General features: G+C 72.0%; 22 protein-coding genes and 1 riboswitch. Of the genes, 15 read left to right on the top strand and 7 right to left on the bottom strand.

Features of this window, described 5'->3' with window-relative positions; all coding sequences use genetic code 11:
• Positions 1 to 58 precede the first annotated feature (58 nt).
• The gene (locus tag PX701_RS13170; protein ID WP_275506798.1) at positions 59 to 1,804 is read right to left on the bottom strand and encodes a glycerol-3-phosphate dehydrogenase/oxidase; all 1,746 of its coding nucleotides are present in this window, start codon (positions 1,802 to 1,804) and stop codon (positions 59 to 61) included.
• A gap of 134 nt (positions 1,805 to 1,938) precedes the next feature.
• Here PX701_RS13170 and PX701_RS13165 point away from each other — a divergent pair, with 134 nt between their 5' ends.
• From PX701_RS13165 to ribH, 5 genes are all read left to right on the top strand, one after another.
• Entirely contained in the window at positions 1,939 to 2,940 is a 1,002-nt protein-coding gene (locus PX701_RS13165) for a sugar-binding transcriptional regulator (RefSeq protein WP_231431652.1), read from the top strand.
• Positions 2,941 to 2,991: 51 nt separating this feature from the next.
• Positions 2,992 to 3,136, top strand: a riboswitch (FMN riboswitch).
• Positions 3,137 to 3,221: 85 nt separating this feature from the next.
• A complete protein-coding gene (gene ribD, locus PX701_RS13160) occupies positions 3,222 to 4,268 on the top strand; it encodes a bifunctional diaminohydroxyphosphoribosylaminopyrimidine deaminase/5-amino-6-(5-phosphoribosylamino)uracil reductase RibD (RefSeq protein ID WP_231431653.1) in 1,047 nt (348 codons plus the stop codon).
• A gap of 1 nt (position 4,269) precedes the next feature.
• A complete protein-coding gene (locus PX701_RS13155) occupies positions 4,270 to 4,977 on the top strand; it encodes a riboflavin synthase (protein WP_231431654.1) in 708 nt (235 codons plus the stop codon).
• Positions 4,974 to 6,275, top strand: coding sequence for a GTP cyclohydrolase II (gene ribA, locus PX701_RS13150; RefSeq protein WP_275506545.1), 1,302 nt, complete (start codon positions 4,974 to 4,976; stop codon positions 6,273 to 6,275). The genes PX701_RS13155 and ribA overlap by 4 nt, the downstream gene beginning before the upstream one ends.
• The gene (gene ribH, locus PX701_RS13145; protein WP_275506544.1) at positions 6,272 to 6,736 is read left to right on the top strand and encodes a 6,7-dimethyl-8-ribityllumazine synthase; all 465 of its coding nucleotides are present in this window, start codon (positions 6,272 to 6,274) and stop codon (positions 6,734 to 6,736) included. The genes ribA and ribH overlap by 4 nt, the downstream gene beginning before the upstream one ends.
• 3 nt (positions 6,737 to 6,739) lie before the next feature.
• On the opposite strand, the gene PX701_RS13140 is transcribed toward ribH, so the two are convergent.
• Complete coding sequence (locus PX701_RS13140) at positions 6,740 to 7,198, bottom strand: DUF2269 family protein (protein WP_231431657.1); 459 nt, start codon at positions 7,196 to 7,198, stop codon at positions 6,740 to 6,742.
• A 313-nt stretch (positions 7,199 to 7,511) separates the two neighbouring features.
• Here PX701_RS13140 and PX701_RS13135 point away from each other — a divergent pair, with 313 nt between their 5' ends.
• A complete protein-coding gene (locus PX701_RS13135; RefSeq protein WP_275506543.1) occupies positions 7,512 to 8,897 on the top strand; it encodes an MFS transporter in 1,386 nt (461 codons plus the stop codon).
• Positions 8,898 to 9,176: 279 nt separating this feature from the next.
• Positions 9,177 to 9,548, top strand: coding sequence for a four-helix bundle copper-binding protein (locus PX701_RS13130; RefSeq protein ID WP_275506542.1), 372 nt, complete (start codon positions 9,177 to 9,179; stop codon positions 9,546 to 9,548).
• Positions 9,549 to 9,598: 50 nt separating this feature from the next.
• Here the strand turns inward: PX701_RS13130 and PX701_RS13125 are convergent, their stop codons facing one another.
• Positions 9,599 to 9,949, bottom strand: coding sequence for a hypothetical protein (locus PX701_RS13125; RefSeq protein ID WP_231431660.1), 351 nt, complete (start codon positions 9,947 to 9,949; stop codon positions 9,599 to 9,601).
• A gap of 149 nt (positions 9,950 to 10,098) precedes the next feature.
• Between PX701_RS13125 and PX701_RS13120 the strand changes: the two genes are divergently transcribed.
• From PX701_RS13120 to PX701_RS13100, 5 genes are all read left to right on the top strand, one after another.
• Positions 10,099 to 11,031: a pseudouridine-5'-phosphate glycosidase gene (locus PX701_RS13120; protein ID WP_275506541.1), complete on the top strand. Its 933-nt coding sequence runs from the start codon at positions 10,099 to 10,101 to the stop codon at positions 11,029 to 11,031.
• Positions 11,015 to 11,911, top strand: coding sequence for a carbohydrate kinase family protein (locus PX701_RS13115; protein ID WP_275506540.1), 897 nt, complete (start codon positions 11,015 to 11,017; stop codon positions 11,909 to 11,911). The genes PX701_RS13120 and PX701_RS13115 overlap by 17 nt, the downstream gene beginning before the upstream one ends.
• Positions 11,912 to 11,985: 74 nt before the next feature.
• On the top strand, positions 11,986 to 12,213 hold the full coding sequence (locus PX701_RS13110) for a hypothetical protein (RefSeq protein WP_231431663.1): 228 nt from the start codon (positions 11,986 to 11,988) through the stop codon (positions 12,211 to 12,213).
• 149 nt (positions 12,214 to 12,362) lie between these two features.
• Positions 12,363 to 14,336 (top strand): ABC transporter ATP-binding protein, encoded by a 1,974-nt coding sequence (locus PX701_RS13105; RefSeq protein WP_275506539.1) that lies wholly within the window; start codon positions 12,363 to 12,365, stop codon positions 14,334 to 14,336.
• Between the two features lie 179 nt (positions 14,337 to 14,515).
• Positions 14,516 to 15,343, top strand: coding sequence for a hypothetical protein (locus PX701_RS13100; RefSeq protein WP_275506538.1), 828 nt, complete (start codon positions 14,516 to 14,518; stop codon positions 15,341 to 15,343).
• Between the two features lie 12 nt (positions 15,344 to 15,355).
• On the opposite strand, the gene PX701_RS13095 is transcribed toward PX701_RS13100, so the two are convergent.
• The 3 genes from PX701_RS13095 to PX701_RS13085 all read right to left on the bottom strand — a co-directional run bounded on the left by PX701_RS13095 (position 15,356) and on the right by PX701_RS13085 (position 18,333).
• Positions 15,356 to 15,850, bottom strand: coding sequence for a 2'-5' RNA ligase family protein (locus tag PX701_RS13095; RefSeq protein WP_231431666.1), 495 nt, complete (start codon positions 15,848 to 15,850; stop codon positions 15,356 to 15,358).
• A gap of 61 nt (positions 15,851 to 15,911) precedes the next feature.
• A complete protein-coding gene (locus PX701_RS13090) occupies positions 15,912 to 16,310 on the bottom strand; it encodes a DUF1622 domain-containing protein (RefSeq protein WP_231431667.1) in 399 nt (132 codons plus the stop codon).
• 139 nt (positions 16,311 to 16,449) lie between these two features.
• Positions 16,450 to 18,333, bottom strand: coding sequence for a phosphoenolpyruvate carboxykinase (GTP) (locus PX701_RS13085; protein ID WP_231432370.1), 1,884 nt, complete (start codon positions 18,331 to 18,333; stop codon positions 16,450 to 16,452).
• A gap of 129 nt (positions 18,334 to 18,462) precedes the next feature.
• On the opposite strand from PX701_RS13085, the gene PX701_RS13080 reads away from it, so the two are divergent.
• The 3 genes from PX701_RS13080 to PX701_RS13070 all read left to right on the top strand — a co-directional run bounded on the left by PX701_RS13080 (position 18,463) and on the right by PX701_RS13070 (position 21,405).
• Positions 18,463 to 19,905 (top strand): helix-turn-helix domain-containing protein, encoded by a 1,443-nt coding sequence (locus tag PX701_RS13080; protein WP_231431668.1) that lies wholly within the window; start codon positions 18,463 to 18,465, stop codon positions 19,903 to 19,905.
• A gap of 184 nt (positions 19,906 to 20,089) precedes the next feature.
• Positions 20,090 to 20,431 carry a PadR family transcriptional regulator gene (locus PX701_RS13075; protein WP_231431669.1) on the top strand — a complete coding sequence of 114 codons (342 nt, stop codon included), beginning with the start codon at positions 20,090 to 20,092 and terminating at the stop codon, positions 20,429 to 20,431.
• Positions 20,428 to 21,405: a permease prefix domain 1-containing protein gene (locus tag PX701_RS13070; protein WP_275506537.1), complete on the top strand. Its 978-nt coding sequence runs from the start codon at positions 20,428 to 20,430 to the stop codon at positions 21,403 to 21,405. The genes PX701_RS13075 and PX701_RS13070 overlap by 4 nt, the downstream gene beginning before the upstream one ends.
• 82 nt (positions 21,406 to 21,487) lie before the next feature.
• On the opposite strand, the gene PX701_RS13065 is transcribed toward PX701_RS13070, so the two are convergent.
• A complete protein-coding gene (locus PX701_RS13065; RefSeq protein WP_231431671.1) occupies positions 21,488 to 22,276 on the bottom strand; it encodes an SDR family NAD(P)-dependent oxidoreductase in 789 nt (262 codons plus the stop codon).
• Positions 22,277 to 22,322: the final 46 nt, after the last annotated feature.

Raw genomic sequence — 22,322 nt, 5'->3', positions numbered from 1 at the left:
ACGGAGGAGAGCGCGTATCGAGACCACGTCGCCGTCGTCTCGACACGGCGCTGTGCGCCTACTCGACCGGCGCCGGGACCCCCAGCTCCACCCCGTGGCGCTCGGCGAGCAGCGACGCGGTCGCTGCGACCTCCGCCGCGATGCGCCCGGCCGGCCATCCGAGTTCGGCGCCGACGACCGCGGCGAGTTCGTCGAGCAGCGGCACGGTGAGCGAACCCGTGAAGGCCAGGCTCGTGCGCCGCAGCACGACGTCCTGCAGACGCACGACTCGCTCGTTTCGGGCGAGCCAGGCGATCTCGTTCCGGCTGTAGCCGTCGTGGTGCGCCAGGGGCGTCTCGGGCTCGCCCTCGATGTCGGCGAGATAGGCCGCAGCCCGGGTGCCGTAGCGCTCGAGCAGTTCCTCGGCACGGGCGCGGCCGACCTCGTCGCCGTGCGAGACGAGCCAGACGCGTCGCGCGTCGTCGGTCGCCGGGTATCCCGCGCCGCCGCCGATCGCGAGTCCCTTCGTCGACACGACCCGCTCGCCGCCGAGGAGCGCGAGCACCTCGCCCGAGAGGTGCTCGGCGAGCGCCCGGAAGGTCGTCCACTTGCCGCCGACGAGGCTGAGCACGGTCGTGCCCGGCCGGCCGGAGGCATCCGCCCGTTCGATGCGGTAGTCGCGCGAGACGAACCCGGGCTGCGTGTCGTCGTGCCGGGGCAGCGGGCGCACGCCCGAGAACCGGTAGACGATCTGCGACCGGTCGACTCGGATCGCTGGGAAAACGTGCGCGATGAGGTCGAAGAAGTAGTCGACTTCCTCCTCGGTGCAGATCGCGGGTTCGCGCATGTCGTGCTCGAGGTCGGTCGTGCCGACCATCACCCGGCCCTTGAGCGGGTAGATGAGCACGATGCGGCCGTCCTCGTGCTCGAAGAAGATCTCGCGGCCGGCGGTCGCGGCGAGGAGCTCTGGGTGGTCGAGCACGATGTGCGAGCCCTTCGTGCCGCCCATGAACCGGGTCTCCTCGCCGAGGTCGGCGTTCGTGACGTCGGTCCACGGACCCGACGTGTTGACGACGACGTCGGCCGCGACCGAGAACTCCTCGCCCGTCGTGGTGTCGCGCAGGCGCACGCCCGCCCCGTCGTGGCCGATCGCTTCGACGTAGTTCACCGCCCGGGCGAGGGGGCCCGCGGCGAGGCCGTCGAACAGCACGTCGAGGGCGAGCCGCTCGGGGTCGTGCATGCTCGCGTCGTAGTACGTCGCGGTGTACTTCACGCCGGGGTTCAGCGCCGGCAGCTCCGCGAGCGAGCGCTTCGCACCGTGGAACCGGTGCCGCGGCACCGCGCCGCCGTCGCGCGAGAACGCGTCGTAGATCGTGAGGCCGGTCTTGATGAGGGCGGCCCCGCGCTCGGTGGGCTTGCCCGACTTGTGGGTCAGGAAGCGCAGCGGGGCCGAGAGGACGCCCGAGAAGGTCGAGAAGATCGGCACCGTCGTCTCGAGCGGCTTGACGTAGTGCGGGGCGATGCGGATGAGTCCGTTGCGCTCTTCGACCGACTCCTTGACGAGTCGGAACTCGCCGTTCTCGAGGTAGCGGATGCCGCCGTGGATCATGTGCGACGACGCCGACGACGCCCCCGAGACGAAGTCGCCGCGTTCGACGAGCACGACGTCGACGCCCTGCAGTGCGAGATCGCGGAACGTCGCGATGCCGTTGATGCCGCCGCCGATCACGAGCACCGCGGCCTGCGGGCGCTCGCGCAGGCGTGCGACCGCTTCGCGGGCCGAGACGGCACCTGCGGGTGCGGGCTGCCGGCGGTTCCGGTTCATCGATTGCGCTGACATCACTGTCCTCTCGGGAGCGAACGGCGGGCTTGCACGAGCCTGCCGGGTGTGGATGAATACATCGTGAACACGGCAGCACGAACTTGCAAGCCGCGTGAACATATGTGCAAGGTGGACGGATGATCGACAAGGAACTCCTCGCGACGGTGGACGCCGACGAGGCCGTGCCCGGCAAGACCCGGGACGCGCTGCGCGCGGCGCACCTGTACTACATGCAGGACCTCACGATGGATGCGATCGCGCACGAGCTGCACACCTCGCGATCCTCGGTCTCCCGCCTGCTCAGCCACGCCAGGGCGAGCGGGCTCGTCGAGATCTCGATCCACTCGCCGCTCGACCTTCCGAGCCGCATCGAACAGGAGATCCTCGAGCGCTTCGAGGTCTCGGCCCACGTCATCCCGGTGCCCGACCATGCGAGCGACGTCGACCGCCTCGACCGCGTCGCGCTCTCGGCTGCACGGATTCTCGGCCGCTTCGTCGACTCGAACCAGCTCGTCGGCGTCGCCTGGGGCTCGACGATGGGGGCGATGAGCCGCCACCTCGTGCCGAAGGCCACCCACAACACCGAGATCGTGCAGCTCAACGGCGCCGGCAACGTGCGCACGACCGGCATCGTCTACGCGAGCGAGCTGCTGCGCCGCTTCGGCGACGCGTTCGGCGCCCGCGTGCAGCAGTTCCCGGTGCCGGCCTTCTTCGACGACCCCGCGACGAAGCAGGCGTTCTGGCGCGAGCGCTCGACGCGGCGCCTGCTCGAGCTCCAGGGCCGGCTCGACCTCGCGCTCTTCGGCATCGGCTCGCCGTTCGCCGAGGTGCCGAGCCACGTCTACCAGGGCGGCTACCTCGAGCGGGCCGACTACGAGGGGCTGAGCCGCGACGGCGCCGTCGGCGACGTGGCGACGGTCTTCTACCGTGCCGACGGCTCGACCGACGGAATCGCGCTGAACGAACGTGCGACCGGCCCCGACTTCTCGGTGTTGCGGCACGCCCCCCGTCGCATCTGCGTGGTCGCCGGCCGCGCGAAGCTCGCGAGCCTGCGCGGCGCGCTCGCCGCCGGGCTCATCACCGACCTCATCGTCGACGAGGGCACGGCGCGGGCGCTGGTGGAGCCGACCGCGGGCTGAGGAGCGGGAATAGTCCGGGCCCGCGGGCGTTGACCTATGATCGAACACGAGAAACGTGCTCCGGGGTCGGTGCAATTCCGAGCCGGCGGTGACAGTCCGCGAGCCGGGCGCGTTCGATCGAGAGGTCGACGCGAACGGTTGAACCGGTGGAAATCCGGTACCGACGGTGAAAGTCCGGATGGGAGGCGGCACGTGTCGGCGGCGCCGTGCGCGCGGCCGGCTCCGCGGTGATCGCACCGCGGCGACCCGAGCATTCCCGGAGCCTCGGACAGGACGAGGGAATGACGACGGTCGATGAACAGCACGGGGCGGATGCCTCGGCGATGCGCCGCGCCCTCGAGCTCGCCGAGCTCGGCCCGGCCAGGGGCGTGAACCCCCGGGTGGGTTGCGTCGTCCTCTCCCCCGCCGGCGAGATCCTCGCCGAGGGCTGGCACCGCGGCGCAGGCACCGCGCACGCCGAGGTCGACGCGCTCTCGAAGCTCGCGCCCGGCGCCGCACGTGGCGCGACAGCCGTCGTGACGCTCGAGCCCTGCAACCACACCGGGCGCACCGGCCCCTGCGCGGTCGCCCTCGTCGAGGCCGGCGTGGCACGTGTCGTCTACGCGGTCGCCGACCCCGGCGACCACTCCTCAGGCGGTGCCGACCGGCTCCGCGCGGCCGGCGTCGAGGTCGTGCCCGGCGTGCTCGCCGACGAGGTCGAGGCCATGCTCGACGATTGGCTCTTCGCCGCCCGCCGCCATCGCCCCCGCGTGATCGTGAAGTGGGCCGCGAGCCTCGACGGCCGGGCCGCGGCGGCCGACGGCACGAGCCAGTGGATCACGGGTGCCGGCGCCCGCGCCGACGTGCACCGACGTCGTTCCGCGGCCGACGCGATCGCGGTCGGCACCGGCACGGTGCTCGCCGACGACCCGTCGCTCACGGCGCGGGACGACCGCGGGCACCTCCTCGAGGCGCAGCCCGTGCCGGTCGTCTTCGGGCACCGCACGGTCCCCGCCGACGCCGCCGTGCGTCGGCACCCCAACCCGCCGATCTTCCCGACCGGCGACGATCTCGCCGCCGACCTCGAGGAGCTGCAGCGCCGAGGCATCCGCTCCCTGTTCGTCGAAGGCGGGCCGACGCTCGCGAGCGCGCTCCTCGCCGCCGACCTCGTCGACGAGCTTCTCGTCTACGTCGCGCCGGCGCTGCTCGGCGGCCCGCGGCTCGCCGTCGGCGATCTCGGCATCCCCACCATCGCCGACGCCAGGCGCTTCCGCTTCGCCGCCGTCGAGCGGCTCGGCGACGACGTGCTGCTCGTCGCCCACCCGACCACCCACCCTGGAGGGAACTGACATGTTCACCGGAATCATCGAGGAGCTCGGCCGCATCACGCGCATCGAACGCACCGACGACGCCGCCCGCCTCACCGTTCGCGGCCCGCTCGCGGTCGAGGGCGTGGCCCACGGCGACTCGATCTCGGTGTCGGGCGTCTGCCTCACGGTCGTCGACTTCGACGACGAGGGCTTCACGGCCGACGTGATGGCGCAGACGCTCGCGATGTCGACCCTCGACGGCGCGCACGAGGGCCTCGCGGTCAACCTCGAGCGCGCCGCACGCGTCGGCGACCGCCTCGGCGGGCACATCGTGCAGGGGCACATCGACGGCACCGCACGGGTGCTCGAGGTCCGCCCCGGTGAGGCGTGGCGCTACGTGCGGTTCTCGCTCGACCCCGAGCACGCGCCGCTCGTCGTCGACAAGGGATCGATCGCGGTCGACGGGGTCTCGCTCACCGTGTCGAGCGTCGGCGCCGACGCCGACGGCGACTGGTTCGAGGTCTCGCTCATCCCCGAGACGCTCACCGCCACCACGCTCGGCGAGCGCGAGGTCGGCGACCTCGTCAACATCGAGACCGACATCGTGGCGCGGCAGGTGGCGCGCATGCTGCGGTTCGGCGACCACCGCACCCTGCCCTCGTCGGTGGGCTTCGAGACGCGGCCCGGTGATCCTCAACCCGCTCGGACGCCCGAGTCCGCACCGACCCGCGAAGGAGGTGCGGCATGAGCCTCGCCACGATCCCCGAAGTGCTCGACGCGCTGCGCGCCGGCAAGCCCGTCATCGTCGCCGACGACGAGGCCCGCGAGAACGAGGGCGACGCCATCATGGCCGCCGAGTTCGCGACCCAGGAGTGGATCGCGTGGATGGTGCGGCACACGAGCGGCTACCTGTGCGCGCCGATGCCGAACTCCGTCGCCGACCGGCTGTCGCTGCCCCTCATGGTCGAGCGCAACGAGGACCTGCGCGGCACCGCGTACACGGTCTCCGTCGACGCCGCCGACCGCAACTCGACGGGCATCTCGGCGGCCGAGCGCGCGCACACCCTGCGAGTGCTCGCCGACCCGTCGTCGATCCCCGAGGGGCTCGTCCGTCCCGGCCACATCCTTCCGCTGCGTGCCGTCGACGGCGGCGTGCGCGAGCGCGCCGGTCACACGGAGGCCGCGGTCGACCTCATGCGCCTCGCCGGCCTCTCCCCCGTCGGCGTCATCGGCGAACTCGTCGAGGACGACGGCGAGATGATGCGCCTGCCCGCCCTCATCGCGCTCGGCGAGCGCGAGGGGCTTCCCGTGACGACGGTCGCCGCGCTCATCGACTGGTTGCGGGAGTGGCACGACGGCGACGACCTCGACTCGGCGGCCGCGGCCGCCGTGCCCGAGTCCTCGCCCGTCGCCTTCGAGGTCGAGACGACGCTGCCGACCGTGCACGGCGACTTCCGCGTGCGGGCGTACCGCGACCGCGGCACCGGCGCCGACCACGTCGCCATCATCGCGGGCGACCCCGCCGCCGATCCGGCCGGCGCGATCGTGCGCGTGCACTCGGAGTGCCTGACCGGCGAGGCATTCGGATCGCTGAAGTGCGAGTGCGGCCCGCAGCTCGACGCGGCGCTGCAGACGATCCGGCAGGGGGGCGGCGTCGTCGTGTACCTGCGCGGGCACGAGGGCCGCGGCATCGGCCTCATCAACAAGCTGCGCGCCTACCGGCTGCAGGAGCAGGGCCTCGACACGCTCGACGCGAACGTCGCGCTCGGCCTGCCGATCGACGCCCGCGACTACTCGTCCGCGACCGCGATCCTCACGGACCTCGGCATCGAGCGGGTGCGCCTGCTCACCAACAACCCCGAGAAGGTGCGCCAGCTCACCGCGCACGGCATCGACGTGACCGAGCGACTGCCGCTCGTCGTCGGCGTCGGCGCGGTGAACCAGGGGTACCTCGAGACCAAGGCGTCCCGCATGGGCCACGCCATCGACGACCAGCAGCTCGCGGATGCCGCGGCTGAAGCCCTCCTGGAAGGACACGCATCATGAGCGGACAGGGATCCCCCATCCTCGACATCGACGGCAGCGGCCTGAAGGTCGTGATCGTCGCCGGCAGCTGGCACGACGAGATCACCGACGGCCTCATCGCCGGTGCGACGCGCACGCTCGAGGGCGCCGGCGCCGACTACTCGCTCGTACGGGTGCCGGGCAGCTTCGAGCTTCCGGTCGTCTCGAAAGCGGCGCTCGAGGCCGGCGCCGACGCCGTGGTCGCGCTCGGCGTGATCATCCGCGGCGGGACGCCGCACTTCGACTACGTGTCGTCGGCCGCGACCGACGGGCTCACCCGCGTCGCCATCGACACGGGCAAGCCGGTCGGCTTCGGCGTGCTCACCCTCGACGACGAGCAGCAGGGGCTCGATCGCGCAGGTCTCCCCGGCTCGAAGGAGGACAAGGGCCGCGAGGCGGCCGAGGCCGCCATCGCGACGGCGAGGGCGCTGCGCGCGCTCTGAGGCCTACGGCTTCCAGACCATGAGCACGACGACCGCGACGAGCAGCAGCGAGACGATGCCGCTGCCGGCCGCGATCGCCGGGTAGCCCTTGCCCTCGGCGGTCGCCGCGCCCGAGGCATCCGCACCGCTCGGCTGCAGCGCCGCGGCGGCCTTGTTCATGGCGGGCACGACGACGAAGAGGCTGAGGCCGAAGGCCACGACGTAGAGGATGATCGACCAGAGGATCCACGGCGTGGTCACCGACAGGTCGTACTCGTCGGGCGCCATGCTCATCGCGCCGAAGCCGAACACGAAGACGGCGAGCGACAGCCAGCTGAAGATCATCGTCGACTTCGCGAGCGTGGCGACCTGTGCGCCGTTTCCGGCGCGCACCGCGCGCATCGCCGTCATCGGCAGGATGGCCATCGGGCCCACGATGAAGACGGCCGCGGTGACGTGCAGAACGCTGAAGAGGGTATCCATGGGCTCAGCCTAACGAGGCGGAGGCTCCCAACGCGTCGATCCTTCGGTTGAGGCGGATGGCTCGGGGCGGTGGCTTCGGACCCGACGCTTCGGCCCTCCTCGGCCGACCGACCGACGCCGTTCGTCGCACGATCACCGCCGTTCGTCGCAGCGAGGGGCCCCGATCACCCCCGATCGCGGGGTGGCGAGGCACCCCTGCCGTATCGTATCCGGGTTGCCACAAGCGACGATTCCATCACTGCCCCAGGCTGAGCGCCAGACCGACGTGCCCGAGTGCAGCGTCACCCGCATCACCCTTGGAGTCTTCGCAACGATGTCGTCATCGTCAGCGGCCACGGCCGCAGCAGCAGCACCCGCCAATCCACGCAGTCGCGTGGTCCTCGCCAGCCTCATCGGCACGACGATCGAGTTCTACGACTTCTACGTCTACGCGACCGCGGCCGTGCTCGTCTTCCCCTACCTGTTCTTCCCGGCAGGCGACCCGACGACGGCGCTGCTCGCGTCGTTCGCCGTGTTCGGCGCGGCCATGGTCGCCCGCCCGCTCGGCGCCGTCTTCTTCGGCCACCTCGGCGACCGGGTCGGTCGCAAGGCGACGCTCGTCGGCGCACTGCTCACGATGGGCATCGCGACGTTCCTCATCGGCGTGCTGCCGACCTACGCCGCGGTCGGCTGGTTCGCACCGCTCCTCCTCGTGATCCTGCGCCTCGCACAGGGCTTCGCGCTCGGCGGCGAATGGTCGGGAGCGGCGCTCGTCGCGACCGAGAACGCCCCGAAGGGCAAGCGCGCCTGGTACGGCACCTTCCCGCAGCTCGGCGCGCCGATCGGCTTCATCATCGCGAACGGCCTGTTCCTCATCATCGCGGCGCTGCTGCCGTCGGACGACTCGAACTCCGCCCTGCCGTCGACCGAGTTCCTCGAATGGGGCTGGCGCATCCCCTTCCTCTTCTCGGCCGTGATGGTGATCGTCGGCCTGTGGGTGCGGCTCCGCCTCGTCGAGTCGACGGCGTTCGCCAACGCCTCCAAGCGCGGCAAGCTCCAGCGGCTGCCGCTCGCGAGCGTGTTCAAGAGCTACTGGAAGGAGCTCATCCTCGGCACGTTCTTCATGCTCGCGACCTACGTGCTCTTCTACCTGATGACGACCTTCTCGCTCGGCTACGGCACGAAGCCCGGCGACGCCCCCGTGCCCGGTCTCGGCTACGCGTACAACACCTTCGTGCTCATGCTCATCGGCGGCGTCGTGTTCTTCGGCATCTTCACGATGCTCTCGGGCCCGTGGGCCGACCGCTGGGGCCGTCGCAAGACGCTCATCTGGGTCACGTCGGCGATCATCGTCTTCGGGCTGCTCTGGGTGCCGCTGCTCTCGGCCGGCTTCGCGGGCGTCATGGGATGGCTCATCATCGGCTTCGCGCTCATGGGCATGACCTTCGGCCCGATGGGCGCCCTGCTGCCCGAGCTGTTCCCGACGAACGTCCGCTACACCGGCTCGGGGATCTCGTACAACGTGTCGTCGATCCTGGGCGCCGCCGTCGCGCCGTTCATCGGCACCGCGCTCTGGGGCGCCGGCGGCGGCAGCCCGTTCTGGGTCGGCGTCTACCTCTCGGTCATGGGCGTGCTCACGCTCGTCGCGCTGCTGGTCTCGAAGGAGACCCGCGACGTCGACTTCGACGAGGCCGGGCTCGAGTCGTCGGCGGTGCTGTAGGCACCTCGGTCGCCGAAGGGCGGATGCCGCTCCCCTCGCCGCGCGCGGGCAGAGGCGTCCGCCCTCCGTCGTACTCGGACACCGTCACGCGAGCGTCACGAGAACGTCACGCCCGGCCCCTTCTGGCAGGGTGGCGCCCGGCGTAGCATGGCCCGCATCAGGGCCGCCGAACCGCTCCAGCCGGCACCGTCGGCGCTCGGCCGCCCGGGGCGGACGGGTGCGCAGGTGAACATGACGATGGACATGATGAAGGACGCGATGTCGTCGACGGAGATGCCGATGCAGGGCATGGACGCCGCGATGATGCAGGAGTGTATGGAGGCCCTCTCCGCGTGCATGCAGGCGTGCCTCATGTGCGCCGATGCCGACGCGGGCGAGGGCATGGGCCGGTGCGCCGGCATGTGCGCGAACTGCGCCGACGTCTGCGACACGATGATGCGCATGATGCTGCGGATGCGCGGCATGGACCTGCAGGTGATGACGTCGATGATGCAGACGACCGTGTTGATGTGCCGCGCCTGCTCGGCCGAGTGCATGCAGCACGCCGACATGAGCGAGCACTGCCGCATGTGCGCGATGGCATGCGATCAGTGCGTCGCGGCGATGGAGAAGATGATGAGTTCGATGAGCGGGGCGATGCCCATGGCGTGACCCCCTGCGGTCGAAGGGGGCGAGCGCAGCGAGCCCTCGGAACCCCTGCGCTACTCCGCGACGCTGAAGCGCTGCCCGCCCGCCGCGAGCACGCCGTACACCGCGTGCACGGCGACCGGGTCGCCGAGCCGCAGCGTGCCGGCGAACGCGTCGTGGTGCCAGACGCGACGCGTTCCGCCGCCGTCGATCGCGGCGAGCGTCGCGAACCCGTCGCCGTCGACTGCCGTGACGATCGCGTCGACCCACTTCGAGGGCGTCGCCGTCGAGAGGCGGAGCTGCATCGCGTGCAGCCCATGGCCCGGGCGGTCGCTCGAGCACTCGTGCGCCCGCTCGCAGCCGCGCATGCCCATGACCGCGCCCGTGCGGGGCTCGGTGACGGCGTGCGGCTCGCGGTGCGACATGAGGGCTCCTCGTGGTCGGTTCGTGCAGGCGACGATACGCGCGGCGGGTGCGGATGTCCCGGCGGGCCGTCACACGCGGCAACAGAGCCGAGCGTGCGCCCCGGGCGAGGCATCCCCGCCGGATCGGGCGCCGCGCCTAGCATTGCGGCATGCCCGCCGACGTGCACCCCACCCTGCCCGCCGCGATCCGCGTGTCCGACGAGGTGCGCGCCGCCCTCGACGAGGGGAGGCCGGTGCTCGCCCTCGAGTCGACCATCCTCACCCACGGCCTGCCGCAGCCGCGCAACCTCGAGGTCGGGTTGCGGAGCGAGGCCGAGGTGCGCGCCGCCGGCGTCGTACCGGCGACCATCGGCGTCGTCGAAGGCGTCGCGGTCGTCGGCCTCTCCCGCGGCGAGATCGAGCGGCTCTGCACGGCCGCCGAGGTGGTGAAGGCGAGCGTGCGCGACCTGCCGATCGCTCGGGCGAAGGGGCTCGACGCGGGCACGACGGTCGCAGCGACGGCCTGGCTCGCGCACCGTGCCGGCATCCGGGTGATGTCGACCGGCGGACTCGGCGGCGTGCACCGCGGCGCCGCCGAGAGCTTCGACGAGTCGGCCGACCTGCCCGTGCTCGCCGAGACGCCGATCACGCTCGTGAGCGCCGGAGTGAAGTCGATCCTCGACATCGGCGCGACGCTCGAACGGCTCGAGACGCTCGGCGTGCCGGTCGTCGGCTACCGCACCACGCGGTTTCCGGCCTTCACCGTCGCCGACTCGGGATTCGCCCTCGACTACCGGGTCGACTCCCCCGCGGAGGCCGCAGCGCTCGCCCGGGCGCGCGACGAGTTCGGGCAGCGGGCGGCCGTGCTCGTCGCGAACCCGATCTCGGCCGACCGGCAGCTCGATCCGGCGCTGCACGACCGGGTGCTCGGCGAGGCGCTCGCGGCAGCCGAGGCCGCAGGAGTGACGGGCCACGACACGACGCCGTTCCTGCTCGACCGGTTCCAGCGGGCGACCGGCGGAGAGAGCCTCGAGGTCAACCTCGAGCTGTATCGGGCGAACGTCGCCCTCGGGGCGGAGATCGCGCGTGAGCTCGCCGGCTGAGCGGGCGGATGCCTCGGCCCCGCCGCTCCTCGCGGTCGTCGGCGACCTCGTCGAGGACATCGTCGTCTGGACCTCCGAGCCGGTGCGGCACGGCACCGACACGGCGGCACGGGTGTTCCGCACTCGTGGCGGCAGCGCCGCGAACGTCGCCGCACTCGCCGCACCGCTCGTGGCGACCCGGTTCATCGGCTGCGTCGGGCCCGACGCCGCGGGCGACGCGCTGGTCGCAGCACTCGAGGGGTGCGGCGCCGAGGTCCGGGTGCAGCGACACGGCACGACGGGCGCCGTCGTCGTCATCGTCGATCCGGCGGGCGAACGCACGATGTTCCCCGATCGCGGGGCGTCGGCCCTGCTCGAGACGGTCGACCCCGCCTGGCTCGACGGCGTCTCATGGCTGCATGTGCCGAGCTACGGTTTCGAGCTCGAGCCGGCACGCTCGGCGGTGCTCGCGCTCATCGGCGAGGCACGTCGGCACGGAGCCGGCGTCTCGATCGACGCGTCGTCGACGGGCCTGCTCACCGGGCTCGGGGTGCCGAAGGTGCTCGACCTGTTCGCCTCGCTCGCCCCCGACGTGCTCTTCGCGAACGAGACCGAGGCGGCCCTGCTCGGGCTCGGGCCCGGGCCCGGGTCCGGGTCGATCACCGCAACGATCGTCGTGAAGCACGGACCCGAGCCGACGCAGGTGTTCGAGGGCGGCACCCTCGTCGCCGAGGTCCCGGTCGCACCGGTTCCCGGCGCGCGCGACCTCACCGGCGCGGGAGACGCATTCGCGGCGGGGTTCCTCGCGGCGCGCCTCGCCGGGCGACCGACCGGCGATGCGGTGCTCGGCGGGCACGGCGTCGCCGCCCGGGTGATCACCGCCCCGGGCACCGCCGGCTGAGCCGAACGGACCTTCCGCAGCGGATCGTCAACTCACGTTGACGAGCAGGACTCACGTCAACTATGGTTGACGACATGGACGACCGCACCCTCCGCACCGCGATCGCCGCGGCCGACGGCGACGACCCCTACCGCGCCCTGCGCGAGCTGCACCACGTGCGCATCGAGCTCAACCGCGAGCTCGACCGAGCCGAAGCCGTCGCGGTGCGCCGCGCGCGCGCCGGCGGGTCGAGCTGGCAGCTCATCGCCCTCGCGCTCGAGGTCTCGAAGCAGGCGGTGCACAAGAAGTACGGCCGTTCCTGAGCGCGCCCGGACGGGCCCTCCCGCCGACAGGGCTGGGAGCCCGGCGCAGCCGGGGCGCGTAGGCTGCAATGCGGCGACGACGCGAGCGACGGGGGCGCGAGGCATCCGATCGCCACCGTCGTCAGGCTGCCAGCGACCAGAGAGTGAAGATGAGCACGAGCGAGACCCCCACCCGCCGAGCCGAGCGCGAAGCGCGCCGGCGCACCCCACGACCGGCACGCACTCGCGACCAGGCCGACGGCGCAGCCGAACGCCCCGCCCGCACCTCGCCATTCGGGCGGCGCGGCGAGCAGCCACCGGGTCCGCGCGCGACGTTCCGGCAGCTGCTGCCGTTCATCTTCGAGCACCGGTCGGTGCTCATCTGGGTCGCCGTGCTCTCGGTCGTCGGCGCACTGGCGAGCCTCGCGCAGCCGCTGCTCGTCAGCCGCGTGATCACGGTCGTCGAGGCCGGAGACTCGCTCGGCTGGATCGTCTGGGCCCTCGTCGCCCTCGTCGTCGTCAGCGGCGTCATCTCGGGCTACCAGCACTACCTGCTGCAGCGTACCGGCGAGGGCGTCGTGCTCTCGAGCCGCAAGAAGCTCATCGCGAAGCTGCTGCACCTGCCGATCGCCGAGTTCGACACCCGCCGCACGGGCGACCTCGTCTCCCGCGTCGGCAGCGACACGACCATGCTGCGCGCCGTGCTCACCCAGGGGCTCGTCGAGGCGATCGGCGGCACCGTGACGTTCTTCGGCGCGCTCATCTTCATGCTCGTGATCGATCCCGTGCTGCTCGGGCTCACCGTGCTCGTCGTCGCCATCGCGATCACGACCGTGACCCTGCTGTCGCAGCGGGTGCGCGAGGCGTCGCACGCCGCGCAGGCGAAGGTCGGGGATGTCGCGGCGAGCGTCGAGCGGGCGATCGGCGCCGTGCGCACGATCCGCGCCGCCGGCGCCACCGAGCGCGAGATCGCCGCCGTCGAAGGCGAGGCCGAGGGAGCATGGCGCATGGGCGTCGCCGTCGCGAAGATCTCGGCGCTCATCGTGCCGATCGCCGGCATCGCCATGCAGGTGTCGTTCCTCGTCGTGCTCGGCGTGGGCGGATACCGCGTCGCCTCGGGGGCGATCACGGTCGCGAACCTCGTCGCGTTCATCCTGTTCCTCTTCATGATGATCCTGCCGCTCGGGCAGGCGTTCGGGGCGATCACGTCGGTCAACCTCGCGCTCGGCGCGCTGGGCCGGATCCAGGAGATCCTCGACCTGCCCGACGAGGACGAGCACGACCGCGAGCTCGCCCCGCGCGCCCTCATCGTCGGCGACGCGAACGAGGGCCTCCTCCCCGACGCCCCCGCCGTCGCCTTCGACGACGTGCACTTCGCCTACGCCGCGACCCGGCAGGACCCGGCCGACCCGGCCAACGACTCCCCCGACGAGCACCTTCCCGAGCCCGACGTCACCGAGCGGCAGCCCGTGCTGAGAGGCGTGTCGTTCGACGTGCCTCGCGGTCAGCGCATCGCGCTCGTGGGGCCGTCGGGGGCCGGCAAGTCGACCATCCTCGCCCTCATCGAGCGGTTCTACGACCCGTCGGTCGGCGCCGTGCGCATGGGCGGGCTCGACCTCCGGTCGATCGACCGCACCGAGCTGCGCGCGCAGATCGGGTACGTCGAACAGGACGCCCCCGTGCTCGCCGGAACGCTGCGCGACAACCTGCTGCTCGGCTCGCCCGACGCGACCGACGCCGAGTGCGAGCACGTGCTGCGCGCGGTCAACCTCGGCACGGTGCTCGACCGCGACCCCGCCGGCCTGGGGGCCGCCGTGGGCGACGACGGCATCATGCTCTCAGGAGGCGAGCGGCAGCGCCTCGCGATCGCCCGCGCGTTGCTCGCGGCGCCGCCGATCCTGCTGCTCGACGAGTCGACCTCGTCGCTCGACGGCGTGAACGAGCGGATGATGCGCGAGGCGATCGATGCCGTCGCGGCCGGGCGCACGCTCATCGTGATCGCCCACCGGCTCTCGACCGTGATCGACTCCGACCGCATCGTCGTGCTCGACGACGGGCGGGTCGTCGGCGAGGGCACCCACACCGAGCTCGTCGCGACCGTGCCGCTGTACCGCGAGCTGGCCGAGCACCAGCTGCTCGTCTGAGGCACGTCTCGGCTGCCTCGGCGGGCGCGGCGCGGCCCCGAGGCATCCCGGCCGGTTCAGGGGTATCCCGAGCGAACCTCAGTGCCTGCTCGGATGGACGACGGCGATCGTCTTCCTAGCGTGGAGTCATCGCATCCGATAGCGGATGCCCTGAGCCCACGCCCCCTGGAGGACCCACCATGACCATCGCGACCGTGCCCACCGCGCGCGACCTCGACCCGTTCGACGGGATTCCCGTCGGCCTCATCGACGACCTGCCCGAGGTCGCGACCGACGGCCCCACGATCCGCCGCACCGGCCTCGGCAGTTCGTTCGACCGCGTGCAATCGGCCGTCCAGGGCTGGCTGCGCCACTGGGAGCCGCTCGAACTCCCGGCCTTCACCCCCGTGCGCGACGTCATGCCCGACGACGACCGCGGCCGCAGCTCGCTCAAGGCCGCACCCGCCCGCCCCGACGGGTCGGTGCGTCTCACGGCGAGCCTCTACGACCCGCCGAACCGCCACGGCGAGCCCCTCGCCTGGTCGCGCAACTGGGCCAGTGCCGCGGTGCTGCCGCCCGCCCGCGAATCGGGCCGGCTCTTCTACCGCTTCAGCGTGTCGAGCCGACTCGTGCTCGACGGCCAGGCGTCGCTCAGCCTCGTCTCGACGAGCGTGAACTTCGGCATCGTGGCCGACGCGGCCAAGCAGAGCCCCTTCCAGGCTCCCGGGTTCGCGACGCCCATCGCGCGTCCGCTCGTCGGCGTGCAGGCGCGCGCCGACGTCGACGCGCAGGCGACGCAGGTGTTCGAGGGATCGATCGCCGTGCGGCAGGGCGAGTCCCCGGCGATGGCCTTCGTCATCGGCACCGATGTGCTCTTCGAGGACGGCTGGGTGCGTCTGCACGAGGGGTCGAGCACCTGGGTCGGCCCGGCCGAGCCGGGCGCGAGCGGCACCGTCGAGTTCCGCTACGCGCCGGCCGCCGTGCTGCGCGTCATCGGCCACCTCGACGACCCGCACACGGCCGACTGAAGGCGCATTCGCTCAGCCTCCGCCCGCCGTGCCCTCGCCGAGCGGCCAGGATCCGACGATCCGGCCGTGGTGCGAGGTCTCCGGCGGGCGGAGCCGCACGAGCGCGAGGCTGCCGAGCTGCAGGCGGTCGCCGCGGTCCACCCGCCCGTGCCGCTTCGCCGTCACGTGCGGACGGAAGTCCTGGCGCATCCGGACGAGATCGATCCCCAGTCCGCGCAGCGCCGAGATCGCGGCGGCCCGCAGCGCCGCGATGGCGCCGCCGTCGCGCACGAGCGACACGAGGATGTCGCGGCGGGGCCCGAACATCGCGTCGTCGCCGACCGCGACCGTGATCGCGCGGGCACCCGGTGAGCCCGCGACGGCGGCGAGCGCCGTGCCGAGCACGTCGGCGTCGAGCTCGGTCTCGAACGGCTCGACCAGGGTCACGTGCAACGGCCACTGCGCGACCGTGAACTCGTCGCCGACGGTGAGCGGCGAGAGCGGCAGCACGACCACGAAGCGCGCCATCCGGCGAGTCTAACCGGGCTGCTGCCGGGCGCGGCGGCGGCGGTGACGGCGACGAGCGGCACTATCGCCCCGGTACCGGGACCCGTTCGGCGCCACCGTCGGCGGCCTCGCCGTCGACGGTCGCGCCATGGCGCTGCCACGGCCACCGCCCCGTGATCTCCACCGCGAGCGACCAGCTCAGGAACGTCCGGATCAGGACGATGATGCCGAGCACGCCGACCGACTCGAGCGTCGGGGTCACGGCGACCGTGCGGATGATGTCCGCGGCGACGAGGAGTTCCAGGCCGATGAGGATGCCGCGCCCGAGCACTCGCCGGAAGCGTTCGTAGACCGGGCCGGTGTTCCGCACCCGCCGGATCGCGGCGTCGATCATCGCGTAGAGCACGCCGACGACGATCGCGATGACACCGATGACGTCGATGACCTCGCCGGCTCGGGTGATGATCTGGCCGAACTCCATGGGGGCCTCCTCCGGCCCACGCTAGACCCGCACGGGCGCCGCGCGCCCGATGACCTCCCGCGTGCCGCGGGCCCGGACACGGCGAAGGGCGGATGCCCGAGGCATCCGCCCTTCGCTTGCGGCGTCTCGGGGCCCTTCGCTACTCGACCACCGGGGCCGACTCGTGCTCGAGGTGGTAGCGCAGGCTCGCGAGCTCGGCCTTGAGGGCCGCCGGCACGCGGTCGCCGAACTGGGCGAAGTACTCGTCGGTCAGCTCGCACTCGGCGAGCCACGAGTCGCGGTCGACGTCGAACAGCTGCTCGAGCGCCTCGGCCGTGATGTCGAGGCCGTCGAGGTCGAGCGAATCGGCGGCCGGGAGGAGGCCGATCGGCGTCTCGACGGTGTCGGCGGTGCCCTCGACGCGGCCGACGATCCACTCGAGCACGCGCGAGTTCTCACCGAACCCGGGCCAGAGGAACGAGCCGTCGGCGCCCTTGCGGAACCAGTTGACCTGGAAGATCTTCGGGGCGCCCTGGCCGAGCACGCGGCCCATCTTCACCCAGTGGCCCCAGTAGTCGGCCATGTTGTAGCCGCAGAACGGGAGCATCGCGAAGGGATCGCGGCGGAGCTCGCCCACGGTGCCCTCGGCCGCGGCGGTCTTCTCCGACGAGATCGTCGCGCCCATGAACACGCCGTGCTTCCACGAGCGGGCCTCGGCGACGAGCGGCACGTTCGTCGCGCGGCGTCCGCCGAAGAGGATCGCGTCGATCGGCACGCCGTCGTGGGCGTCCCAGTCGTCGGAGATCTGCGGGCACTGCGCGGCGGCGACCGTGAAGCGGGAGTTCGGGTGCGCGGCGGGGCGGCCCGAAGCGGGCGTCCAGTGGTTGCCCTCCCAGTCGGTGAGCTCGGCCGGCACTTCGTCGGTCAGGCCCTCCCACCAGACGTCGCCGTCGGGGCGCAGGGCCACGTTCGTGAAGATCGTGTTGCCCCAGAGCGTCTGCACGGCGGTCGGGTTGGTCGACTCGCCCGTGCCCGGTGCGACGCCGAAGAACCCGGCCTCGGGGTTGATCGCGTAGAGGCGGCCGTCGTCGCCGGGGCGCATCCAGGCGATGTCGTCGCCGATCGTCTCGACCTTCCAGCCGGGGATCGTGGGCTGCAGCATCGCGAGGTTCGTCTTGCCGCACGCCGACGGGAACGCGGCGGCGACGTGGTACGACTTGCCCTCGGGCGAGGTGACCTTGATGAGCAGCATGTGCTCGGCGAGCCAGCCCTCGTCGCGGGCCATGACACTCGCGATGCGCAGCGCGAAGCACTTCTTCGCGAGCAGGGCGTTGCCGCCGTAGCCCGAACCGTACGACCAGATCTCGCGCGAGTCCGGGAACTGCACGATGTACTTGGTGTCGTTGCAGGGCCACTCGATCTCGGCGCGGCGGTGGCCGACGCCGTCGACGAGCGGGTAGCCGACCGAGTGCACCGTGCGCACCCAGGGCTCGCCGGCCTCGATGAGGCGGTAGACCTGCTCGCCCATGCGCGTCATGATGCCCATCGACAGCACCACGTACGGCGAGTCGGTGATCTCGACGCCGAGCTGCGAGATGGGGCCGCCGAGCGGGCCCATCGAGAACGGCACGACGTACATCGTGCGGCCCTTCATCGAGCCGTCGAAGACCTCGGTGAGCTCGTCGCGCATCTCGCGCGGGTCGCGCCAGTTGTTCGTGGGACCGGCGTCCTCCTCGTACGTCGAGCAGATGAACGTGCGGTCCTCGACGCGGGCGACGTCCGACGGGTCGGTGCGCGCGAGGTAGCTGTTGGGGCGCCACTCGGGGTTGAGCTTGATCAGCTTGCCCTCGGCGACGAGCTGGCGCTCGAGGAGGTCGGCCTCGTGCTGCGATCCGTCGCACCACACGACGGCGTCGGGCTTGGTGAGGCCGGCGATCTCGTCGACCCATGCCCGAAGCGCGGGGTCGGTGGTGCCGCGCGGCGCGTGGCCTTCGCCGTAGGCCTGGGTGCCGTCCGTGTCGGTCGAGAGCCCGGAGATGGTCATCATCGTCCCTTCCAAGTGGTGCCCGGCGCGGCGCCGGATCGCTTCGTGTTTCCAGAATGCGCCGATTCGAGGCATCCCGGTGACCAATTCGGGGGTTAAGAATCTGCGATCTTTCGATATTCTTAACGGATGAAGGCAGGCTCCCCCGATCTCGCGACCCTCGGCCACCGCATCCGCCATTTCCGCGGCGAGCGCGGGCTCACCCTCGACCAGCTCGGCGACGCGGTCGGCATGGCCGGTAGCCAGCTCTCGCTCATCGAGAACGGCAAGCGCGAGCCGAAGCTCTCGACGCTCGACGCGCTCGCGGCCGCCCTCGGGGTCGAGCTCTCCGACCTGCTCTCGCGCGAGGCGCCGAGCCGCCGCGCGGCCCTCGAGCTCGAGCTCGGCCGCGCGCAGACCGGCCAGTTGTACGCGAGCCTCGGGCTGCCGGCCGTGAAGCCCTCGCGCGGCATCTCCGACGAGACGCTCGAGGCGATCGTCGGGCTGCACCGCGAACTGCAACGGCGTGCATCCGAGGCGATCGCCACCCCCGAAGAGGCCCGGCGTGCCAACACCGACCAGCGCGAGCGCATGCGCGCGCGGCACAACTACCTGCCCGACATCGAGGCCCTCGCCGAGGAGCAGGTGCGCGCCTCGGGCCACCGGTCCGGCGCGCTCACCCACCGGGAGGTCGGCGTGATGGCCGAGCGGCTCGGCTTCCAGCTCATCTACGTCGACGACCTGCCCGACTCCACCCGCTCGATCACCGACCTCGCCAACGGGCGCATCTACCTGCCGCCGGCCTCGATCCCGGGCGGGCACGGGCTGCGTTCGATGGCGCTCCAGGCGATGGCGCACCGGCTGCTCGGCCACACGCCGCCCGCGAGCTACGACGAGTTCCTCTGGCAGCGGCTCGAGATCAACTACTTCGCCGCGGCGTGCCTCATGCCCCAGGAGGCGTCGGTCACGTTCCTGCAGGAGGCGAAGAAGGAGAAGCGGCTCGCGATCGAGGACTTCCGCGACGCGTTCGGCGTGACGCATGAGGCCGCCGCCCTGCGGTTCACGAACCTCGCGACCGAGCACCTCGACATGACGCTGCACTTCCTCAGGGTGAACGGCGACGGGGCGTTGCTCAAGGGCTATGAGAACGACGGCCTGCCGCTGCCGACCGACGTGACCGGGTCGATCGAGGGCCAGTGGGTGTGCAAGCAGTGGAGCGCGCGCACCGCGTTCGAGCACACCAACCGCACGACCGAGAACTACCAGTACACCGACACCCCGGCGGGCACCTTCTGGTGCGCGACCCAGACCGGGCGAACGGATGCCGCGGAGTTCTCGATCACGGTCGGCGTCCCGTTCGCGCAGGCCAAGTGGTTCCGCGGCCGCGAGACCACGGTGCGCGCGGTGTCGACCTGCCCCGACGAGTCGTGCTGCCGCCGGGCGCCGTCGGGGCTCGCCGAGCGCTGGGCCGGGCGGGCGTGGCCGAGTGCCAGGTTGCACGCGCACGTGCTCTCGCCGCTGCCGTCGGGCACCTTCCCCGGGGTCGACGACGTCTCGGTCTACGAGTTCCTCGAGGCGCACGCCGAGCAGTAGGCGGCGACTTCCGCCGACGGCCTCTTCGTCCGAACAGCACTTCTCCGTCGCCACACCGGGCCGAGACCTGCACGGTACGGCGGGTCGCGCGGATGCGCCTGTTCGGTCGCGCACCGGGCCGGGACCACCACACGCAATGAAGTTTCTATTGCATTAGTGTGTGTCGCACAGTATCGTGTCAGCCATGAACACCGATGAGACGACCGCCGGGCACCTGCAAGAGCTGCGCCGCGGCACCGTCGTGCTCGCCTGCCTCGTCCGGCTGCGCACGCCCGACTACGGCTACGCACTGCTCGAGTCGCTCAACGCGCTCGGCATCCTCGTCGACGCGAACACGCTCTACCCGCTGCTGCGTCGCCTCGAGAAGCAGGGCCTGCTGACGAGCGAGTGGAACACCGACGAGGCACGGCCCCGCAAGTTCTATCGCACGAGCCCGACCGGCGTTGAACTCGCCGACACCCTCATGACCGACTGGCGACGCATCGACGACGCGCTCGCCGGCCTCACCGACGGAGACGAATCATGACCGCGAACACCCTCACCGACCGCTACGTGTGGGCCGCCGCCCGCAGCGTGCCCGAGGCCCAGCGCGACGAGCTCGAGCGCGAGCTGCGCGAGCGCATCGGCGACGCGAGCGACGCGCTCGTCGAGCAGGGGCGCACGCCGGCCGACGCCGAGCACGCCGCCCTCACCGCCCTCGGCGACCCGGCCGCCCTCGCCGCCGAGTACGTCGGCCGCCCGCTGCAGCTCATCGGGCCGCGCTACTTCCTCGTCTGGTGGCGGCTGCTGAAGTTCCTGCTCGCGGTCGTGCTCCCGATCGCCGTCGCGGCGGTCACGCTCGGCCAGCTGCTCTCGGGCGCCGATGTCGACGAGGTCATCGGCAGCGCCGTTGCGAGCGCGTTCTCGATCGCCGTGCATCTCGGCTTCTGGACGACGCTCGTGTTCGCGATCCTCGAGCGCACGCCCGCGGCCGCCGGCCAGCGCGGCATCGACCTCGAGTGGAAGCCCGAGATGCTGCCGCAGATCGCCGAGGACGGTCGCACCAACCGGCTCGTCGACCTCGTCGCCTCGCTCGTGCTGCTCGGCATCTTCGGCGTGCTGCTCGTCATGCAGCAGTTCGGCCTGCCGTGGGTCGACGCGCTCTCGTCGATGCCCCTGCTCGACCCCGCCCTGTGGAGCTTCTGGCTGCCGTACTTCCTCGTGCTCATCGTGCTCGAGGCGGCGTTCGCGGTCGCCGTGTACCTCCGCGGCTGGACCTGGGGCCTCGCCGGCGCGAACCTCGTGCTCGGCGCCGCGTGGGTCGTGCCCGGCCTCTGGCTCTACGCGACCGGGCAGCTCTTCAACCCCGCCGCGCTCGAGGCCGTCGGGTGGCCGTGGGGCGATGCCGGCGAGGTGATCGCGCCGATCGCCGTCGTGGTCGTGATCGCGGGCGCCGCGTGGGACGTCATCGACGGCTTCATCAAGGCGGCGCGCTCCCAGCAGCGCATCACGGCGGCCTGAGCACCGCAGAGCCGGATGCCTCGGGGCCGGCGATCGATCGATCGCCGGCCCCGAGGCATCCTCGTCGTGGAGTGCCGCCCGCCTACTTCGGCTGCATGCGGATCGCGCCGTCGAGCCGGATCACCTCGCCGTTCAGCATCGGGTTGGCGATGATCGACCGCACGAGCGCGGCGTACTCGGTCGGGTGGCCGAGCCGCGAGGGGTGCGGCACCTGCGCCTCGAGCGAGGCCCGCACCTCGTCCGGCATGCCGGCCATCATCGGCGTCTCGAAGATGCCCGGCGCGATCGTCATGACGCGGATGAGCAGCTTCGACAGGTCGCGCGCGATCGGCAGGGTCATGCCGGCGACGCCGGCCTTCGACGCCGAGTAGGCGGCCTGGCCGATCTGCCCGTCGAAGGCGGCGACCGACGCCGTGTTGACGATGACGCCGCGCTCGGCCGTCGCAGGTCCGCCGGGCAGCGACGAGGTGACGGGCTCGTTCGCGGCCATCGCCGCAGCGGCGAGGCGGGTCACGTTGAACGTGCCGACGAGGTTCACCCGGATCGTGCGCTCGAACGCGTCGAGCGGGCCCGCACCGTCACGGCCGACCGTGCGGTTCGCCGTCACGATGCCGGCGCAGTTGACCGCCACGCGGAGCGGCGCGATCGCCGAAGCGGCGTCGACCGCGGCCTGCACCTCGGCCTCGTTCGCGACGTCGGCGGGCACGAACCGGGCTCGCTCGCCGAGTTCGGCGGCCGCCTCCTCGCCGCGGGGCCCGGGCAGGTCGATGACGACGACCGAGGCTCCGCCGTCGATGAGGGCGCGCGCCGTCGCACGCCCGAGGCCGGAGGCCCCGCCGGTGACGATCGCGGATACGCCGGTGAGTTCCATGTGTGCTCCTTCGTTGGTGTGGTCGCCGAGCGTTTCCATTCGAACC

Source organism: Agromyces chromiiresistens (assembly GCF_029167465.1).
Classification (GTDB): domain Bacteria; phylum Actinomycetota; class Actinomycetes; order Actinomycetales; family Microbacteriaceae; genus Agromyces; species Agromyces chromiiresistens.
Note: the sequence above shows the minus strand (reverse complement) of the source record. Positions and strands in the feature narration are given on the sequence as shown.

Coding starts and splice junctions, on each gene's coding strand:
- PX701_RS13170 (WP_275506798.1), bottom strand. CDS start 1,804: ATGAACCGGAACCGCCGGCAGCCCGCACCCGCAGGTGCCGTCTCGGCC.
- PX701_RS13165 (WP_231431652.1), top strand. CDS start 1,939: ATGATCGACAAGGAACTCCTCGCGACGGTGGACGCCGACGAGGCCGTG.
- ribD (WP_231431653.1), top strand. CDS start 3,222: ATGACGACGGTCGATGAACAGCACGGGGCGGATGCCTCGGCGATGCGC.
- PX701_RS13155 (WP_231431654.1), top strand. CDS start 4,270: ATGTTCACCGGAATCATCGAGGAGCTCGGCCGCATCACGCGCATCGAA.
- ribA (WP_275506545.1), top strand. CDS start 4,974: ATGAGCCTCGCCACGATCCCCGAAGTGCTCGACGCGCTGCGCGCCGGC.
- ribH (WP_275506544.1), top strand. CDS start 6,272: ATGAGCGGACAGGGATCCCCCATCCTCGACATCGACGGCAGCGGCCTG.
- PX701_RS13140 (WP_231431657.1), bottom strand. CDS start 7,198: ATGGATACCCTCTTCAGCGTTCTGCACGTCACCGCGGCCGTCTTCATC.
- PX701_RS13135 (WP_275506543.1), top strand. CDS start 7,512: ATGTCGTCATCGTCAGCGGCCACGGCCGCAGCAGCAGCACCCGCCAAT.
- PX701_RS13130 (WP_275506542.1), top strand. CDS start 9,177: ATGCAGGGCATGGACGCCGCGATGATGCAGGAGTGTATGGAGGCCCTC.
- PX701_RS13125 (WP_231431660.1), bottom strand. CDS start 9,949: ATGTCGCACCGCGAGCCGCACGCCGTCACCGAGCCCCGCACGGGCGCG.
- PX701_RS13120 (WP_275506541.1), top strand. CDS start 10,099: ATGCCCGCCGACGTGCACCCCACCCTGCCCGCCGCGATCCGCGTGTCC.
- PX701_RS13110 (WP_231431663.1), top strand. CDS start 11,986: ATGGACGACCGCACCCTCCGCACCGCGATCGCCGCGGCCGACGGCGAC.
- PX701_RS13105 (WP_275506539.1), top strand. CDS start 12,363: ATGAGCACGAGCGAGACCCCCACCCGCCGAGCCGAGCGCGAAGCGCGC.
- PX701_RS13100 (WP_275506538.1), top strand. CDS start 14,516: ATGACCATCGCGACCGTGCCCACCGCGCGCGACCTCGACCCGTTCGAC.
- PX701_RS13095 (WP_231431666.1), bottom strand. CDS start 15,850: ATGGCGCGCTTCGTGGTCGTGCTGCCGCTCTCGCCGCTCACCGTCGGC.
- PX701_RS13090 (WP_231431667.1), bottom strand. CDS start 16,310: ATGGAGTTCGGCCAGATCATCACCCGAGCCGGCGAGGTCATCGACGTC.
- PX701_RS13085 (WP_231432370.1), bottom strand. CDS start 18,333: ATGACCATCTCCGGGCTCTCGACCGACACGGACGGCACCCAGGCCTAC.
- PX701_RS13080 (WP_231431668.1), top strand. CDS start 18,463: ATGAAGGCAGGCTCCCCCGATCTCGCGACCCTCGGCCACCGCATCCGC.
- PX701_RS13075 (WP_231431669.1), top strand. CDS start 20,090: ATGAACACCGATGAGACGACCGCCGGGCACCTGCAAGAGCTGCGCCGC.
- PX701_RS13070 (WP_275506537.1), top strand. CDS start 20,428: ATGACCGCGAACACCCTCACCGACCGCTACGTGTGGGCCGCCGCCCGC.
- PX701_RS13065 (WP_231431671.1), bottom strand. CDS start 22,276: ATGGAACTCACCGGCGTATCCGCGATCGTCACCGGCGGGGCCTCCGGC.